Origin of the sequence: Streptomyces sp. ID05-39B (assembly GCF_033794725.1) — a bacterium.
Lineage (GTDB): Bacteria > Actinomycetota > Actinomycetes > Streptomycetales > Streptomycetaceae > Streptomyces > Streptomyces bobili.
This window is the reverse complement of the sequence record NZ_JARGEF010000197.1, coordinates 1-15,611: the sequence shown is the minus strand read 5'-3', so window position 1 is coordinate 15,611 and position 15,611 is coordinate 1. Positions and strand designations below refer to the sequence as shown.

Below are 15,611 nucleotides of genomic sequence, written 5' to 3'. Positions count from 1 at the left end.
TTTTTTGGTTGTGTATTCGTGCGTTGTTATTATCTCTTGTGCTTGTTCTTTTTTTTTTATTGTTTCGCCACCCACAGTAACTTCCCTTCTTGGTTCGGCGGGCGCCTCAGATGGGTTATAAAGGCAGCCGCCGGGCGGCGGCGGCAAGAAGGCCGGCATCGTCATCGGCGCGGTCGCGGTGGTCGCCGCCCTCGGTGTGGGCGCGTACTTCGTGCTCGGCGGGACCGGCAGCGGCGGCCTGGAGGACGACGGGGCGCACACGCTGACGACGCCGGAGACGGTGGTCACCGAGTACAAGCGGGTCGGCGACGGCGCTCAGGTCAGCGACTCCGACACCACGAAGGACATGGAGAAGAGCGGCGTCAAGGGCGGCACGACCGTCGCCGGGCAGTGGTCGACCGCCGACTTCAGCGACTACGACCCTGAGGACCCCTCCACGCTGCCCAGCCAGTCCGAGCTGCTGGCCGCCAAGGGCATGACGATGGTGGGCGGTTACGGCAAGATCGCCGATCCGCAGGCGACCCTGGACCTGTTCTTCGCCTCCATCCAGAAGAAGATCAAGGACAGCTCGACCAGTAACACCGGCGGCATGCAGAACGTGAAGCTCGTCGGTGACCCCGAGGAGGTCGAGATCGGCGGCGCGGTCGCCAAGTGCCAGGCGACGAAGAGCACCAACGCGCTCACCAAGAAGGAGTCGACCGACTGGTTCTGCGCCTGGGCCGACTACAGCACGGTCGCCATGGTCTCGCCGGGTGACAACACCGGCACGGGTGTCGGCAAGGACACCGCGGTCGACCTCACCACGAAGCTGCGGGAGCAGATCCGCGTCAAGGCCTGACCCACCCTCGGTACGACGGAAAGGGCCCCGGTCTCCCGACCAGGGCCCTTCCTCGTGCGCGGTGGCGGTTACGCCGTCTTCTGCTCCCCCGGCCCCCGGCCGTTGCGGGCGTCGCGAGGGATCAGGGTGGGGTTGACGTTGGAGCGGACGACGTCGGCGGTGATGACCACGCGGGCCACGTCCTTGCGGGACGGGACCTCGTACATCACCGACATGAGTACCTCCTCCATGATGGCGCGCAGGCCGCGCGCGCCGGTCTGGCGGAGGATGGCCTGGTCGGCGATGGCCTCCAGGGCCTCCCGCTCGAAGTCCAGCTCCACGCCGTCGAGTTCGAAAAGGCGCTGGTACTGCTTCACCAGCGCGTTGCGCGGCTCGATGAGGATCTGGAGCAGGGCCTCGCGGTCCAGGTTGTGGACCGAGGTGATCACGGGGAGGCGGCCGATGAACTCGGGGATCATGCCGAACTTGACCAGGTCCTCGGGCATGACGTCCTCGAACTGGTCCTTGGCCGCCAGCTCCCGCTTCGAGTGGATGGTCGCGCCGAAGCCGATGCCCTTGGCGCCGGCCCGCGACTCGATGATCTTCTCCAGGCCCGAGAAGGCACCGCCCACGATGAACAGGACGTTCGTCGTGTCGATCTGGATGAACTCCTGGTGCGGGTGCTTGCGTCCGCCCTGCGGCGGGACCGAGGCCGTGGTGCCCTCGAGGATCTTCAGCAGGGCCTGCTGGACGCCCTCGCCCGAGACGTCGCGGGTGATCGAGGGGTTTTCACTCTTCCTCGCGACCTTGTCGATCTCATCGATGTAGATGATCCCGGTCTCGGCCTTCTTGACGTCGTAGTCGGCGGCCTGGATCAGCTTCAGCAGGATGTTCTCGACGTCCTCGCCGACGTACCCCGCCTCGGTGAGCGCCGTGGCGTCGGCGATCGCGAACGGGACGTTCAGCATGCGCGCCAGGGTCTGCGCGAGGAGGGTCTTGCCGGAGCCCGTGGGGCCCAGCAGGAGGATGTTGGACTTCGCCAACTCGATGGCGTCCTCGCGGTTTTGACCGCCGCCGTGCTCACCGGCCTGGACCCGCTTGTAGTGGTTGTACACCGCGACCGACAGGGCCTTCTTGGCCGGCTCCTGGCCGACCACATAGCCCTCGAGGAACTCGTAGATCTCGCGCGGCTTGGGGAGTTCCTCCCAGCGGACCTCGCTCGTCTCCGCGAGTTCTTCCTCGATGATCTCGTTGCAGAGGTCGATGCACTCGTCGCAGATGTACACACCGGGCCCTGCGATGAGCTTCTTGACCTGCTTCTGGCTCTTGCCGCAGAACGAGCACTTGAGCAGATCGCCGCCGTCACCGATGCGTGCCACGGTGTGCTTCCCCTTCGCCTGGGAGACGACTGGAACATCTTTCGAGTCCAGCGTCTCCTGGTGCTGCCTTATGTCGACGGTACCTTGCCGGGCCCCCCGTCCGGGCCCCCCTTGGCACGGTTCACTTCCACGTGGACCGTGTCACACCATGCCAAGGGGCGGCAGACGATACTCCCCCACCCGCGTCAGTGCAGGTCGGCGTTGTTCATCTTGCGGGTCGAGATGATCTGGTCGATCAGGCCGTACGCCAGCGCGTCCTCGGCCGTGAGGATCTTGTCGCGCTCGATGTCCTCGCGGATCTTCTCGATCGGCGTGGTGGAGTGCTTGGCCAGCATGTCCTCCAGCTGACCGCGCATCCGCAGGATCTCGTTCGCGGCGATCTCCAGGTCGGAGACCTGACCGCGGCCGGTCTCGCTGTACGGCTGGTGGATCAGCACACGGGCGTTCGGCAGCGCCATGCGCTTGCCGGGCGTACCGGCGGCGAGCAGGATCGCGGCGGCCGAGGCCGCCTGGCCCATGCAGACCGTCTGGACGTCGGGCTTCACGAACTGCATCGTGTCGTAGATCGCCGTGAGCGCCGTGAAGGAACCGCCGGGGCTGTTGATGTAGACCGAGATGTCCCGGTCGGGGTCCATCGACTCCAGGCACAGCAGCTGCGCCATGACGTCGTTGGCGGAGGCGTCGTCGATCTGCACGCCGAGGAAGATCACCCGCTCCTCGAAGAGCTTCGCGTACGGGTCGTACTCGCGGATGCCCTGGGAGGTGCGCTCGACGAAGCGCGGGATGACGTAGCGGGACTCGGCGCGGGGGCCGGTGTATTCGGCCTCGGTGCGGGCGTAGAGGCCGCTGCCGGGGAAGTCGTTCACGGTGTCTCCTGGAGAGAAGGCTGGGGCGGTCGGTGAAGGGGGCTGAGAGGGACGCTGACGGCCTGGGGGGCGCCGGATGTCCGGCGGGACCACCTGGGCCGCGACGAGCCCGTGCTAGGCCGCCCCGGTACCGCCGCCGCCCGGCATGCCGGCGGCCGTGGGGATGACGTCGTCGATGAGGCCGTACTCCTTGGCCTCGAAGGCGTCGAACCAGCGGTCGCGGTCCGAGTCCCGGGTGACCTGCTCGACCGACTGGCCGGTGTGCTGCGAGGTCAGCTCAGCCATGCGCCTCTTGGTGTGCAGCAGCCGCTCGGCGTGGATCTTGATGTCCGAGGCCGAGCCGGCCAGACCGGCGGAGGGCTGGTGGATCAGGATCTCGGCGTTCGGCAGCGCGAAGCGCTTGCCGGGCGTGCCGGCACTGAGCAGGAACTGGCCCATCGAGGCCGCGAGGCCCATCGCGATGGTGACCACGTCGTTCTTGATGAACTGCATGGTGTCGTAGATCGCCATGCCGGCCGTGATCGAGCCGCCGGGGCTGTTGATGTAGAGGAAGATGTCCTTGTCCGGGTCGGCGGCAAGGAGCAGCAGCTGCGCGGTGATCTTGTTGGCGATGTCGTCGTCGACCGCCTGGCCGAGGAAGATGATCCGCTCGCCGAGCAGCCGGTTGTAGACCTGGTCGCCGAGGCCACCACCGATGGAAGGGTCGCCGGCGGCGGAGGGCATCAGATTCGTCACGTATCCACCTGCTCGTCTTATCGACGGCGTCCGGGCCGTCTCACGTGTACTGCCGGGGGCAACGGGGACTCCCCTGCCCTCGTATTCATGGACCCTAACGCGCGGGTCCCTTCGGAGAATCCCGGAGAGGTGAGTGTTCGCCGGGGGCGTAGCCGGGGCCACCGGTGGCGGGACGGATTCGGGCCCGGATCGTGGGCGGGGGGCGGAGCGGGACCCGGTGGCCGGTTCGCGGACCCGCGGCTGAACCCGCGGACCGGCGGGGGCCCCGCGTCCGGGAGCGGACTGCCGGGCCGTACGCCGAGAGGGCCCCGGAGCGTGGTGCTCCGGGGCCCTCTCGATCGCTTCAGGAGTGGCGCGAGGCTCAGGCCTCGGGCTTGTCCTCGGCGGACTCGGCGGCGTCCTCCGTGGTGGCCTCTGCGGCCTCCTCGGTGTCCTCCTCCTCGTCGTCCAGGTCGATGACCTCGCCGTTGGTGTCCTTCACCGTGGCGGACTCGACGACCACGGCCAGCGCCTTGCCGCGGGCGACCTCGCCGACGAGGAGCGGAACCTGACCGCCCTCGACGACCGCCTGCGCGAACTGGTCGGGGGACATGCCCGAGGAGGCGGCGCGGCGCATGAGGTGCTCGGTCAGCTCCTCCTGGTTCACGTTCAGCTTCTCGCGCTTGACCAGCTCGTCGAGGACGAACTGGGTCTTGATGCCCTTGACCGCGGCCTCGCGGGTCTCGGTCTCGAACTCCTCGACGGTCTTGCCCTGGAGCTCCAGGTACTTCTCGAGGGTCAGACCCATCTGGTCGAGCTGGTGGTGCTCCAGGTTGTGCTTGCGGGTGTTGATCTCGTCCGCGAGCAGCTTCTCGGGGACGGGCACCTCGACCAGCTCCAGGAGCTTCTCCAGGACGCGCTCCTGGGCCTGGGTCGCCTGGTCGTACTGCTTCATGTTGGCGAGGCGCTTGCGGCTGTCGGCCTTCAGCTCCTCCAGGGTGTCGAACTCGGAGGCGAGCTGCGCGAACTCGTCGTCCAGCTCGGGCAGTTCACGAGCGGCGACCTGGGTGACCTTGACGGTGACCTCGGCCTGCTGCCCGGCGGCGGAGCCGCCCTTCAGCTCGGAGGTGAAGGTGGCCTCGCCACCGGCCTCCAGGCCCTTCACGGCGTCGTCGATGCCCTCGAGCAGCTCGCCGGAGCCGATCGTGTAGGAGACGCCGTCGGCGACGCCGTCCTCCAGGACCTCGCCGTCGACCTTGGCCTCCAGGTCGACGGTGACGACGTCGCCGTCCTCGGCCGCACGCTCGACCGGAGAGGTCGACGCGAAGCGCTCACGGAGCTGCTCCACCGACTTCTCGATGTCCTCGTCGCTGACCTCGACGGCGTCGACCTCGACCTCGATGGAGGAGAAGTCCTCCGGGAGCTCGAGCACGGGACGGATGTCGACCTCGGCGGTGAAGTTCAGCGTCTCGCCGTCCTTCAGCTCCGTGATGTCGACCTCGGGCTGGCCGAGGACGTCCAGCTCGGCCCCGTTGACCGCCTCCGTGTAGAACTTCGGAAGCGCGTCGTTGACGGCCTCCTCCAGCACGGCTCCGCGGCCGAACCGCTGGTCGATGATCCGGGCCGGGATCTTGCCCTTACGGAAGCCCTTCACCGTGACCTGCTGGTTGATCTTCTTGTACGCCGCGTCGAGGCTGTCCTTGAGCTCCTCGAAGGGCACCTCGACAGTGAGCCGAACCCGAGTCGGGTTCAGGGTCTCCACGGCGCTCTTCACGGTTCGGTCTCCTTGTGGCTGACTGCTTGGGTTTCGCCGGGACCTGACAGGTCCGGCGATTCAGCGCCCGGGAGAGTTCGAGGCCGGTGGGCCGGGGACACACGGGCGCGCAGTCTGCATAGTAGCCGCAGCAGCTGAGCCGCCCAAAAGACGATCCCCGGTGCGGCGCCCGGCATGATCGCGCGGATGGCGCGCAGATGACGCAGATGGTCGGGGTGGCGGGATTTGAACCCACGGCCTTCCGCTCCCAAAGCGGACGCGCTACCAAGCTGCGCCACACCCCGTCTGGTGCGACACGTAGGGTACATGCCCCGAGGCCGCCCGGCCCTCGCATTCACCGAGGGTCCGCCGGAGCTCCGGGCGCGGCAGGGAAACGGGGTGTGCGGCGAGGGCGGCCGACCCGCTAAGATGCCTGAAGTGCCGCGGTCGCCCGACCTGCGGCGCGCGTGTGCGGGCGTAGCTCAATGGTAGAGCCCTAGTCTTCCAAACTAGCTACGCGGGTTCGATTCCCGTCGCCCGCTCTGCATGGCTCAGGGCCAGGTCGCAGGTTCATTCCTGCGACCTGGCCCTGAGGCGTTCGCGGGGTGGTGTTCGGTACGGCACGGCGCCTGAGCTCGCGGCAGGGCATCGGGGCCGACGGCGGGTGGGAGTGCGGGGCGGCGCCGTAGCGTGGCCGGATGGATGAGGCCCGGATCAAGGTGTACGGCTCGGCCACCGAAATCACCGTCGCGGCCGACGCCGAGGGGTTGCGGGAACTGGCCGAGCGGCTCATCGGGCTTGCCGCTCCCGAACTGCGGGGCGGCTGTCACGAGCATCCAGAGGGCGGCAGCAACCTTGAGGACGGCTCGGTCAGCCTGATCCTGGCGCGGGACGACGAGCTGTAGGGCCGGTGTCGCCCAGGTCGTGCCGGATGCGGCCTAGAAGCTGATCGAGTTGATCGTTTCGGCGAGGGAGTCGAGGAAGCGGTTGATCGACGGGGCCATGCCCGTCGAGGCGAGGAAGAAGCCGAACAGGATCGCGACTATGGCTGGGCCCGCCTTGATCGACCCGCCTCTGATCAGGACGACCAGGACGATCGCCAACAGCAGCACCACTGACAGTGAAATGGCCACAACTGATCACACACCCTCGTCGGTCCGCTCGCCCGGCCCGGGGGACGCGACCCGCGCACCCCGCCTAGACCATCGTGCCACCAACGCGGCCTGCCTATGCGGCGGCTGACGCATCCTCGGCGGCAACCGTCCGGGTCCGAGCGGGCCGTACCGCCCGCCGGAGCCCGCCGCGCCGCAATTGCCGGAGGAACTCCGCATACAAATTCACAACTGGCGTGCAGGTAATTCGAATTGTGGGCACAGAGTCTCCTCCGACACTCCTCCGACACCCCCACAACCGCCGTTTTGCACCTTTTAGTCGGGATGAATCGCGACATTCAAGACGCTTCAGAGGGCGGCCACTTGGAAATTGGGAGGAATGAGATCTCATTGACGAGGAATGTTTTACGGACCGCCATGACAACGCTAGGGTCCCTCAGATGTTCCACGCCGCTTCGTCTTCCCTGTCGAGTCCGAACTCATCCCGGAGTGAGAAAGATCAGCACCGACCGTCACCCGACAGACGGTCGAAGCAGCGTGACGCGTTCTTCGACAACGCCAAGTACCTGGCGATCGTGCTGGTCGCCATCGGCCACTCCTGGGAGCCCCTGAAGGGCGACAGCCGGGTGCTCCAGGCCGCCTACCAGTTCGTGTACGCCTTCCACATGCCGGCGTTCATCCTCATCTCCGGCTACTTCTCGCGCGGTTTCGACGGCAGCCCGGCCCGGCTGAAGCGCCTGGTGACCGGTGTCGTCGTGCCGTACGTCGTCTTCGAGACGGCCTATCCGCTGTTCAAGCAGGTCGTCGACCACGATCCCCAGGTCACCGTCACACTCCTCGACCCGTACTACCTGACCTGGTTCCTGTGCGCGCTGTTCATCTGGCGGCTGACCACTCCGATCTGGAAGATGATCCGCCATCCGCTGCCGGTCGCGCTGGGCATCGCCATGCTGGCGTCCGTCACGCCGGGCATCACCGGCGACCTGGACCTTCAGCGTGTCCTTCAGTTCCTGCCGTACTTCGTGCTGGGGCTGTGCCTGCGGCCCGAGCACTTCCGGATGGTGCGCAGCCGGCCGGTGCGGATCGCGGCCGTGCCGGTGCTCGTGTTCGCGCTGGCCTTCTCCTGGTGGGCGGTGCCGCGGATGAACACCGGCTGGCTCTATCACCGCTCCTCCGCGCAGGAACTGGGCGTGCCGTGGTGGGTGGGCCCCGTCATGCAACTGGCGCTGTTCGGCTGTGCGTTGCTGCTGACCGTCTGCTTCTTCTCCTGGGTGCCGGGCCGCACGATGTGGTTCACGGCGCTCGGCGCGGGCACCCTCTACGGCTACCTGCTGCACGGCTTCCTGACCAAGGGCGCCGACTACCGTGGCCTGTACGAGCCCGAGTGGCTGCACGGCCCGCTGGGTGAGATCGCCGTCACCGTGGCCGCCGGCCTCGCCGTCACCCTGCTGTGCACCAAGCCCGTCCGGTGGGTGTTCCGGGGCGTGACGGAGCCGAGGATGGACTGGGCGTTCAAGCAGCGGGACGTCCCCGCCGAGCCGGTCCGGGTGCAGACGAGGGTGCCGGCGCAGGATCGCGCGAAGGTCGACGCCTAGGGACGCCCAGGGCGCCCGGCTACGGAGCCGTCAGGCCGAGGAGTGCGCGCATGCGGGCGTACTTCTCGGTCAGGCGGGTGCGGGTCGGTTCGTCCAGGACGGCCAGCCGGGCCGGGTCGGCGTTGTGCGCGAGGTCGGCCTCCTTCACCAGGAGGGCACCCGGGGTGGCCAGAATGCGCCCGGCGTACTCCTGAGGCGTCTCCCCCGCCCGCTTGGTGACCGCCCGGACGACAGCCTTCGTACGGTCGCTCAGGGCCGCCTCGCTCAGCCAGGTCTCGCAGAGCGCGTCGTCCTCGACGGCGTCGTGCAGCCAGGCCGCCGCGATCTGGTCGGGGTCGCCGCCCCGGGACCGTACGCCGTCCGCGACCGCCTGGAGGTGCTCGGTGTAGGGGCGGCCCGCCTTGTCGGTCTGGCCCTCGTGGGCCGTGCGGGCGAGGGTCTCGACCTCGGTGAGGGTCAGCATGCGTGTCCTTCCGCGGGAGCCGGCCGTCCGGGTCTACAGCAGCGAGGCCGCCTGGGCCGTCGGGCCCTCGCGGCAGACCAGGAGCAGGGCCCGGTCGTCGTTGACGTCCTTGGCGACCGCCTCGATCAGGTGCCAGGCCGCGCCCTGGAAGCCGCCCGCGACATAGCGGTCGGCCTCGCCGGTGAGGCGGTCGATGCCCTCGACGATGTCACGGTCGGAGGTCTCCACCAGGCCGTCGGTGAACAGCATGAGCACGTCGCCGGGGCGCAGCGTGCCCTTCACCGGGTCGAACTGGGCGCCCTCGTACACGCCGAGCAGCGGGCCCTCCGCGGCCTTCTCCTCCCAGCGGCCGCTGCCCGCGCTGAGCTGGAGACCTGGTGGGTGTCCCGCGGAGTACAGCTCGTAGTCCCCGGAGTCGAGGTCGAGGACGAGGTGGATGGAGGTGGCGAAGCCCTCGTCCCAGTCCTGGCGGAGGAGGTAGCCGTTGGCGGCCGGGAGGAAGGCGTGCGGGGGCAGGGAGCCGAGCAGGCCGCCGAAGGCGCCGGACAGCAGCAGGGCCCGCGAGCCCGCGTCCATGCCCTTGCCGGAGACGTCCGTGAGGACGACCTCCATGGTGCGGCCGCCGTTGGTGCGGGCCGCCACGACGAAGTCGCCGGAGAACGACTGGCCGCCCGCGGGCCGCAGCGCCATCTCCCGGTGCCAGCCGCGCGGCAGCGTCGGCAGCTTGCTCTGCACCCGGATGCGTTCGCGCAGGTCGAACAGCATGGTGCCGCCGCGCCGCCAGGGCACGCCGACCCGGCTGCGGAACTGGGCGATGAGCAGACCGACGAAGCCGCAGGCCGCGACGACCAGCACCACACCGGGCGTGACCCGGGCCGCGCCCTCCGTGTACGGGCCGAGCTGCACCGACTCCACGATCAGCGCCGTGGCCGCCGCCGCGTACAGGCCGAGCAGGGACGCCGGGCGCAGCACGAGGCCGCCGGCGACGATGGGCAGGACCAGGGCGGCCGGTGAGCACCACACCGGATCGGTGAGTGTGACGGCCGCGATCACCGGAACGGTGAGCAGCAGACCGGCCAGCGCGATCCAGTCGGAACCGTCGCCGCGGAAGTAGTCCACGGCACTTCTGCGCAGGCCTGTGCGGACCCGGTGCACCAGGTGCTTCATCCGGGCCGTCAACGTCTCGGCTTCCGAGCGCCGCTGTCGTCCTGCTGCCATTAGTTCGGGACCCTATCCATCCAACCCACCGCTTGGCACGGGAGGTCCCACTTGTCCCCCGTCCGAGGCTCGACTTCACAGTGAACGGCACGGAAAGCGCTCGTGCCGCCAGGAGGGAGAAATTCCCTCGCTCGTCCCGCATTGCCCTGGTAGGCAGGATCCATGACGACTGAGGCGACGGGCCGTGCGGGCCTCCCGGCGACCGACCTGCGGCCCTTACGGCGGGACGACTGGGACAATTGGTACGACACCCTGCTGCGCGCCTTCGGCGGGGCCGGCGAATCGGCCGAGGAACGCGCGCTGTGGCGCGACATCACACCGTACGAACGGTCCTTCGGCGCCTGGGACGGGGCCGAACTGGTCGGGACGGCCGGGGCCTTCGACTTCCGGCTGACGGTACCCGGCGGGGCCTCGGTGCCGACGGCCGGGGTGACCATGGTCTCCGTGTCCGCGACGCACCGCCGGCGCGGGGTGCTGACCTCGATGATGCGGCGGCAGCTGGACGACATCCGTACGTGGGGCGATCCACTCGCCGTCCTCACCGCCTCCGAGCCCGCCATCTACGGGCGGTTCGGCTACGGCGCGGCGACCTTCGGGCTGCACGCCGAGATCGACACCAGCCGGGTACGGCTGTCCGTCCCGGCCGGTACCGACGACGTACGGCTGCGGTACGCCGAGACCGGGGCCGTCCTCGACGTGTGCGAGACGGTGTACGCGCGGACCGTGCCGCTGCGGGCGGGGATGCTGGCGCGGCAGCCCGGCTGGGAGCGGCTCGGGGTGCTCGACCCGGAGAGCGAGCGGGGCGGGGCGTCGCCGTTGCAGTGCGTGCTGGCCGAGCGGGACGGGGAGGTCACGGGGTATGTCCGGTACCGGGTGAAGCCGAGGTGGACGGACTCCGGGCACAACGGTGAGGTGCTGCTGACCGACCTCGTCGCGGTCGACGCGGTGTCGGAGGCGGCGCTGTGGCGGTTCCTGTTCGGGATCGACCTCACGAGCTCGCTGAAGGTGCGGGGCCGGCCGCTGGACGAGGCCTGGCAGCATCTCGTCTCCGACATCCGGCGGTGCGAAGTGCGGGTGCGGGACTCCCTGTACGTACGGCTGGTGGACGTCGGGGCCGCGCTGGAGTCGCGGACCTACCAGGCGCCGGTGGACGTGGTGCTGGACGTCGAGGACACCTTCTGCCCGTGGAACACCGGACGTTGGCGGCTGTCGGGGGACACGAAGGGGGCCGTCTGTTCGCCTACGACGGATGCGGCCGATCTGCGCCTGTCCGTACGGGAGTTGGGGGCGGCGTACCTCGGGGGCGTGTCGCTGGGCTCGCTGGCTCGGGCCGGACGGGTGCGGGAGCTGCGGCCGGGGGCCCTGGCCGAGGCCTCGGTGGGGTTCGGGTCGGCGAGCGGGGAACCCTGGCTGCCGCACGGGTTCTGAGTTCCCGAGGGGCGGTGCGTCAGGTCTTCTGGCAGGTGGGGCACCAGAAGAGGTTGCGGGCCGCGAGGGGGGCGGTGCGGACCTGGTCGCCGCACAGGAGGCACGGCTGGTGGGTGCGCCGGTAGACGTACACCTCGCCGCCGTGGTCGTCGACGCGGGGCGGGCGGCCCATCGCCTCCGGGGTGTGCTCCGGGCGGACCGTGTCGATGCGGTTGTCGCGGACACCCTCGCGCATCAGCGCCACCAGGTCCGACCAGATCGCCGTCCACTCCGCAGGAGTGATGTCCTTGCCGGCACGGTAGGGGTCGATGCCGTGCCGGAAGAGGACCTCGGCGCGGTAGACGTTGCCGACGCCCGCGATGATCTTCTGGTCCATCAGGAGGGCGGCGATCGTCGTACGGCTGCGGGAGACACGGCGGTACGCCCGGTCCGGGTCGGCGTCCGCACGGAGGGGGTCGGGGCCGAGGCGGTCGTGTACCGCCTGCTTCTCGGCGTCCGTGATCAGGGCGCAGGTGGTGGGACCGCGGAGGTCCACATAGCCGGTGGCGGCGGCCAGGCGCAGGCGGACGGTGTCCGTGGGCGGGGGTGCGGGGGTGTCCGGGGTCGCCTCGCCGAACGTGACCTTGCCGAAGAGGCCCAGGTGGATGTGGACCCAGGTGTCTGCGGCGAAGCCGAGGAACAGGTGCTTGCCGTGGGCCTCGGTGCGGGTGAGTGCGGTGCCGGTGAGGAGGGCTGCGGCATCGGAGAACTTGCCCTGGGGGCTGGTCACCTGCGGTGGGCTCGCGGTGAAACGGGCGTAGTCCTGGGCGAGGCGGTGGATCGTGTGCCCTTCCGGCACGGTGGGGTCCCTTCGGTTGGTCTTTCCCTGCCCACCCGCCCGCCCGACTCGGCCGGTCGAGAGGTGGCCCTCGACCCGGGGGCTCCGCCCCGGCGCCGGCGGGGGCTCCGCCCCCGCACCCCCGGAACATCTACCCACCCGATCCGCCCGGCTCGGTGAGGGGAGCGTCGAGGTGCGTCCCGGGACTCCGTCCCGGACCAGGATGCTGTTGGCGCATCCCGTCAAGCCCGAGCCATGGGCAGCTACGGGCCAGAAACACGCCGTGGAAACGGCAGTTCGCCGGCCCGTAGCTGCCCATCAGCGTCGGCCGAGCGGATTCGCCGGCGACGTCCCGGACGCGGCGGGGGCTCCGCCCCCTGCACCCCTGAAACCCTGCCCACCCGACTCCGCAGGGGGAGGGAACCCTTGTCCGGGGGGCCTTGCTCCACCCCTGACGAGTCGCCCGTCCTGACCGGCTCGACCCAGCCCCGGGAAGGGGAGGGATCAGCCTTGTCCAGGACTCCGCCGTAACCCGCCAGGTCGGTCCGTCCTGGCGGCTCAGCCCTGCGGGTGGTGTGCCGGGATCGGGGGGAGTTCCGAGGTCGTCTCGTAGGCCGTCAGCATGTCGATGCGGCGGATGTGACGGTCGTCGCCCGAGAACGGGGTGGCGAGGAAGGTCTCGACGAACTTCGTCGCCTCGTCCTGGGTGTGCATGCGGGCGCCCACCGCCATGACGTTGGCGTTGTTGTGCTGGCGGCCGAGGGAGGCCGTCTCCTCGCTCCACGCGAGGGCGGCCCGGACGCCCTTCACCTTGTTCGCGGCGATCTGCTCGCCGTTTCCGGAGCCCCCGATGACGATGCCGATGGCGTCGGGGTCGGCGGCGGTCCGCTCGGCCGCGCGGAGGCAGAAGGGCGGGTAGTCGTCCTGGGCGTCGTAGATGTGCGGGCCGCAGTCGACCGGGTCGTGACCCGCCTCCTTCAGCCATTCGACGAGGTGGTTCTTGAGTTCGAAGCCGGCATGGTCCGAGCCGAGATACACGCGCATGGGATGAGTGTGACACGGGTGTTGCCGGGTAGCAGCGCCGGGTATCGCGCCGGAAAAGCGGAGGCAACACAATGGAAGCTCAGGGAAACCTCAAGTAACGATCCGGAATCAAAGGTTCCCGAATCCATTCACCTCGGATTCACTGGTCCGGCTCGTATGCCTCCCGCACGGCCCGTACACCGCTCGTACGGGAGACCCCCTCACGCGGCGCAAAGGAAATCCGTCCCATGACTTCGCAGCCGACCCTGACAAAGGCCGGAAACGGCCCCGGAGATCCCCAAGAGCCCCACTCCGGTCTCCACGCGGGCCTCAAGAACCGTCACCTGTCGATGATCGCCATCGGCGGTGTCATCGGAGCCGGACTGTTCGTCGGATCAAGTGCCGGCATCGCCACCGCAGGCCCCGGCATCCTTCTCTCCTACGCTCTCGTCGGCACGCTCGTGGTGCTGGTGATGCGGATGCTGGGCGAGATGTCCGCCGCCAACCCGACCTCGGGTTCGTTCTCCGCGCACGCCGACCGCGCGCTCGGCCCCTGGGCCGGGTTCTCCATCGGCTGGCTCTACTGGTTCTTCTGGGTCGTCGTCCTGGCCGTGGAGGCCACCGCCGGTGCCGCCATCCTCGAATCGTGGATCCCCGCCGTGCCGCAGTGGGGATGGGCGCTCATCGTGATGGTGGTGCTGACCGCCACCAACCTCGTCTCCGTCGGCTCCTACGGCGAGTTCGAGTTCTGGTTCGCCGGCATCAAGGTCGTCGCCATCGGTGCCTTCATCGTCATCGGCGGACTCGCCGTGTTCGGCGTGCTGCCCGGCGTCGACAGCGACAAGGCCGGTGTCGGCAACCTCGTCGACCACGGCGGCTTCCTGCCCCACGGGCCCGGCGCCATCCTCACCGGCGTACTCCTCGTCGTCTTCTCCTTCATGGGCAGCGAGATCGCGACCCTGGCCGCCGGTGAGTCGGAGAACCCGCAGCGGGCCGTCACGAAGTCCACCAACAGCATCATCTGGCGTATCGGCGTCTTCTACCTCGGGTCGATCTTCGTCGTGGTCACCCTGCTGCCGTGGAACGACCCCTCCCTCAAGGAGCAGGGTTCCTACGTCGCCGCCCTCGACTCGCTCGGCATCGCGAACGCCGGTGAGATCATGAAGTTCATCGTGCTGACCTCGGTGCTGTCCTGCCTCAACTCCGGGCTCTACACCGCCTCCCGCATGGCGTTCTCGCTCGGTGAGCGCGGGGACGCACCGAAGGCCTTCGCACGGACCACCTCGCGGGGCGTGCCGAGGAACGCGATCATCGTCTCCGTGGTGTTCGGGTTCGTCGCCGTCTTCTTCAACTACGAGTACCCGGAGTCCGTCTTCCTCTTCCTCGTCAACTCCAGTGGCGCCGTCGCCCTGTTCGTGTGGCTGGTGATCTGCTTCTCCCAGCTGCGGATGCGGAAGATCATCCAGGCGGAGTCGCCGGAGAAGCTCGTCGTGCGGATGTGGCTGTACCCGTACCTGACCTGGGCCACGGCCGGGCTCATCGTGTTCATCCTCGGTTACATGCTGACCGACACCGAGCACGACGGCCGGACCACGGTGCTGCTGTCGCTGCTCGTCGCCGCGATCGTCATCGCCATCGCCTTCGTCAAGGAGAAGCTGAAGCAACCGGACGAGGTGCGCACCGACCAGCGCACCGACGTCTAGTTCCCGGCCCGGCAGGCGGAGGGGGCCCGTTCCCACGGGCCCCCTCTTCCGTGCCCGCCTCCCCGCCCCGCCCTCACAGCACCGTGAAACTGTCCTTGACCTTCTCGTACGTGCGGACCGCCGACGTCTCGATGTCCGGCCGGTACCAGGTGTTGATCTGGTACGTCTTCCCGCCCTCGTCGAAGCCGAGCAGGCGGGCGTGCCAGGGGGCGCCCCGGAGGGTGAAGGTGTACTCCCAGACGACCGCCGGGCGGCCGTCGAACGTGGTCTCCTCCAGCCGGATCTTGCGGTAGTCCTCGCCCTGGTGCGCGTTCTGTTCGGAGGTCCGCCAGGTCTCCATCAGGTCGCCGCCGGACAGCGAGGACTTGGCGGCGAGTTCCTGCCTGCCGTCGGGTGCGGTGTAGTGCACCTCGGCGCCGGTCTGCACATCCCGCCGCCAGCCCTTCGGTGTCGCCCACGCGTACCCTCCCGCCTCCTGGTGTGCCCCCGGCGGCAGACTCGGCGGCCGGGCCGTGCCCTCGACCGTGGGGGAGGCGGAGGGGCTGACCGAGGTGTGCGGCGAGGTGCTGCCGGAGGTCGTGGGGGACGAGCCCGCCCGGTTCCCCTCGTCGCCGCCGCCCGGCAGCGACGCCAGCACGATCCCGACGACCGCGGCCACGGCCACCACTCCCCCGGCCGCCATCAGGGTCGTACGGCGGCGCAGGCCCGCAGGGGGCGGGGCGG

The 15,611-nt window shown here is 69.2% G+C and carries 14 protein-coding genes, 2 tRNA genes and 1 pseudogene; 6 read left to right on the top strand and 11 right to left on the bottom strand.

Features of this window, described 5'->3' with window-relative positions:
* The first annotated feature begins 178 nt into the window (after positions 1-178).
* Positions 179-838, top strand: a complete 660-nt coding sequence (locus tag P1P75_RS31115; RefSeq protein ID WP_319261776.1) for a hypothetical protein — start codon at positions 179-181, stop codon at positions 836-838.
* 68 nt (positions 839-906) lie between these two features.
* Here the strand turns inward: P1P75_RS31115 and clpX are convergent, their stop codons facing one another.
* From clpX to P1P75_RS31090, 5 genes are all read right to left on the bottom strand, one after another.
* Positions 907-2,196, bottom strand: coding sequence for an ATP-dependent Clp protease ATP-binding subunit ClpX (clpX, locus tag P1P75_RS31110; RefSeq protein WP_086767285.1), 1,290 nt, complete (start codon positions 2,194-2,196; stop codon positions 907-909).
* A 185-nt stretch (positions 2,197-2,381) separates the two neighbouring features.
* A complete protein-coding gene (locus P1P75_RS31105) occupies positions 2,382-3,062 on the bottom strand; it encodes an ATP-dependent Clp protease proteolytic subunit (protein WP_086767288.1) in 681 nt (226 codons plus the stop codon).
* Between the two features lie 114 nt (positions 3,063-3,176).
* Complete coding sequence (locus P1P75_RS31100; protein WP_086767291.1) at positions 3,177-3,785, bottom strand: ATP-dependent Clp protease proteolytic subunit; 609 nt, start codon at positions 3,783-3,785, stop codon at positions 3,177-3,179.
* A 373-nt stretch (positions 3,786-4,158) separates the two neighbouring features.
* Positions 4,159-5,550: a trigger factor gene (tig, locus tag P1P75_RS31095; RefSeq protein ID WP_319261774.1), complete on the bottom strand. Its 1,392-nt coding sequence runs from the start codon at positions 5,548-5,550 to the stop codon at positions 4,159-4,161.
* A gap of 207 nt (positions 5,551-5,757) precedes the next feature.
* Positions 5,758-5,834 (bottom strand) — tRNA-Pro (locus P1P75_RS31090).
* Positions 5,835-6,000: 166 nt separating this feature from the next.
* Here P1P75_RS31090 and P1P75_RS31085 point away from each other — a divergent pair.
* A tRNA-Gly gene (locus tag P1P75_RS31085) sits at positions 6,001-6,071 on the top strand.
* Between the two features lie 156 nt (positions 6,072-6,227).
* Positions 6,228-6,434, top strand: a complete 207-nt coding sequence (locus P1P75_RS31080) for a hypothetical protein (RefSeq protein WP_319261772.1) — start codon at positions 6,228-6,230, stop codon at positions 6,432-6,434.
* 33 nt (positions 6,435-6,467) lie between these two features.
* Here the strand turns inward: P1P75_RS31080 and P1P75_RS31075 are convergent, their stop codons facing one another.
* Positions 6,468-6,662: a hypothetical protein gene (locus P1P75_RS31075; RefSeq protein ID WP_086773337.1), complete on the bottom strand. Its 195-nt coding sequence runs from the start codon at positions 6,660-6,662 to the stop codon at positions 6,468-6,470.
* 419 nt (positions 6,663-7,081) lie between these two features.
* Between P1P75_RS31075 and P1P75_RS31070 the strand changes: the two genes are divergently transcribed.
* Positions 7,082-8,236, top strand: coding sequence for an acyltransferase family protein (locus P1P75_RS31070; protein ID WP_319261769.1), 1,155 nt, complete (start codon positions 7,082-7,084; stop codon positions 8,234-8,236).
* A 19-nt stretch (positions 8,237-8,255) separates the two neighbouring features.
* On the opposite strand, the gene P1P75_RS31065 is transcribed toward P1P75_RS31070, so the two are convergent.
* Both P1P75_RS31065 and P1P75_RS31060 read right to left on the bottom strand, forming a co-directional pair.
* Positions 8,256-8,699, bottom strand: coding sequence for an HD domain-containing protein (locus tag P1P75_RS31065; protein WP_319261767.1), 444 nt, complete (start codon positions 8,697-8,699; stop codon positions 8,256-8,258).
* A 33-nt stretch (positions 8,700-8,732) separates the two neighbouring features.
* Positions 8,733-9,917 carry a PP2C family protein-serine/threonine phosphatase gene (locus P1P75_RS31060; protein ID WP_319261766.1) on the bottom strand — a complete coding sequence of 395 codons (1,185 nt, stop codon included), beginning with the start codon at positions 9,915-9,917 and terminating at the stop codon, positions 8,733-8,735.
* Between the two features lie 162 nt (positions 9,918-10,079).
* Here P1P75_RS31060 and P1P75_RS31055 point away from each other — a divergent pair, with 162 nt between their 5' ends.
* Complete coding sequence (locus P1P75_RS31055) at positions 10,080-11,345, top strand: GNAT family N-acetyltransferase (RefSeq protein ID WP_319261764.1); 1,266 nt, start codon at positions 10,080-10,082, stop codon at positions 11,343-11,345.
* Between the two features lie 19 nt (positions 11,346-11,364).
* Here the strand turns inward: P1P75_RS31055 and P1P75_RS31050 are convergent, their stop codons facing one another.
* Both P1P75_RS31050 and P1P75_RS31045 read right to left on the bottom strand, forming a co-directional pair.
* Entirely contained in the window at positions 11,365-12,183 is an 819-nt protein-coding gene (locus P1P75_RS31050; RefSeq protein WP_319261762.1) for a DNA-formamidopyrimidine glycosylase family protein, read from the bottom strand.
* A 537-nt stretch (positions 12,184-12,720) separates the two neighbouring features.
* Positions 12,721-13,206: a ribose-5-phosphate isomerase gene (locus P1P75_RS31045; protein ID WP_319261760.1), complete on the bottom strand. Its 486-nt coding sequence runs from the start codon at positions 13,204-13,206 to the stop codon at positions 12,721-12,723.
* Positions 13,207-13,433: 227 nt separating this feature from the next.
* Here P1P75_RS31045 and P1P75_RS31040 point away from each other — a divergent pair, with 227 nt between their 5' ends.
* The gene (locus P1P75_RS31040; RefSeq protein WP_319261758.1) at positions 13,434-14,888 is read left to right on the top strand and encodes an amino acid permease; all 1,455 of its coding nucleotides are present in this window, start codon (positions 13,434-13,436) and stop codon (positions 14,886-14,888) included.
* A 73-nt stretch (positions 14,889-14,961) separates the two neighbouring features.
* On the opposite strand, the pseudogene P1P75_RS31035 reads toward P1P75_RS31040, so the two are convergent.
* Positions 14,962-15,611: pseudogene (locus P1P75_RS31035) on the bottom strand (serine/threonine protein kinase); the annotation flags it as partial.

Coding starts and splice junctions, on each gene's coding strand:
- P1P75_RS31100 (WP_086767291.1), bottom strand. CDS start 3,785: ATGCCCTCCGCCGCCGGCGACCCTTCCATCGGTGGTGGCCTCGGCGAC.
- P1P75_RS31080 (WP_319261772.1), top strand. CDS start 6,228: ATGGATGAGGCCCGGATCAAGGTGTACGGCTCGGCCACCGAAATCACC.
- P1P75_RS31070 (WP_319261769.1), top strand. CDS start 7,082: ATGTTCCACGCCGCTTCGTCTTCCCTGTCGAGTCCGAACTCATCCCGG.
- P1P75_RS31065 (WP_319261767.1), bottom strand. CDS start 8,699: ATGCTGACCCTCACCGAGGTCGAGACCCTCGCCCGCACGGCCCACGAG.
- P1P75_RS31060 (WP_319261766.1), bottom strand. CDS start 9,917: ATGGCAGCAGGACGACAGCGGCGCTCGGAAGCCGAGACGTTGACGGCC.
- P1P75_RS31055 (WP_319261764.1), top strand. CDS start 10,080: ATGACGACTGAGGCGACGGGCCGTGCGGGCCTCCCGGCGACCGACCTG.
- P1P75_RS31045 (WP_319261760.1), bottom strand. CDS start 13,206: ATGCGCGTGTATCTCGGCTCGGACCATGCCGGCTTCGAACTCAAGAAC.
- P1P75_RS31040 (WP_319261758.1), top strand. CDS start 13,434: ATGACTTCGCAGCCGACCCTGACAAAGGCCGGAAACGGCCCCGGAGAT.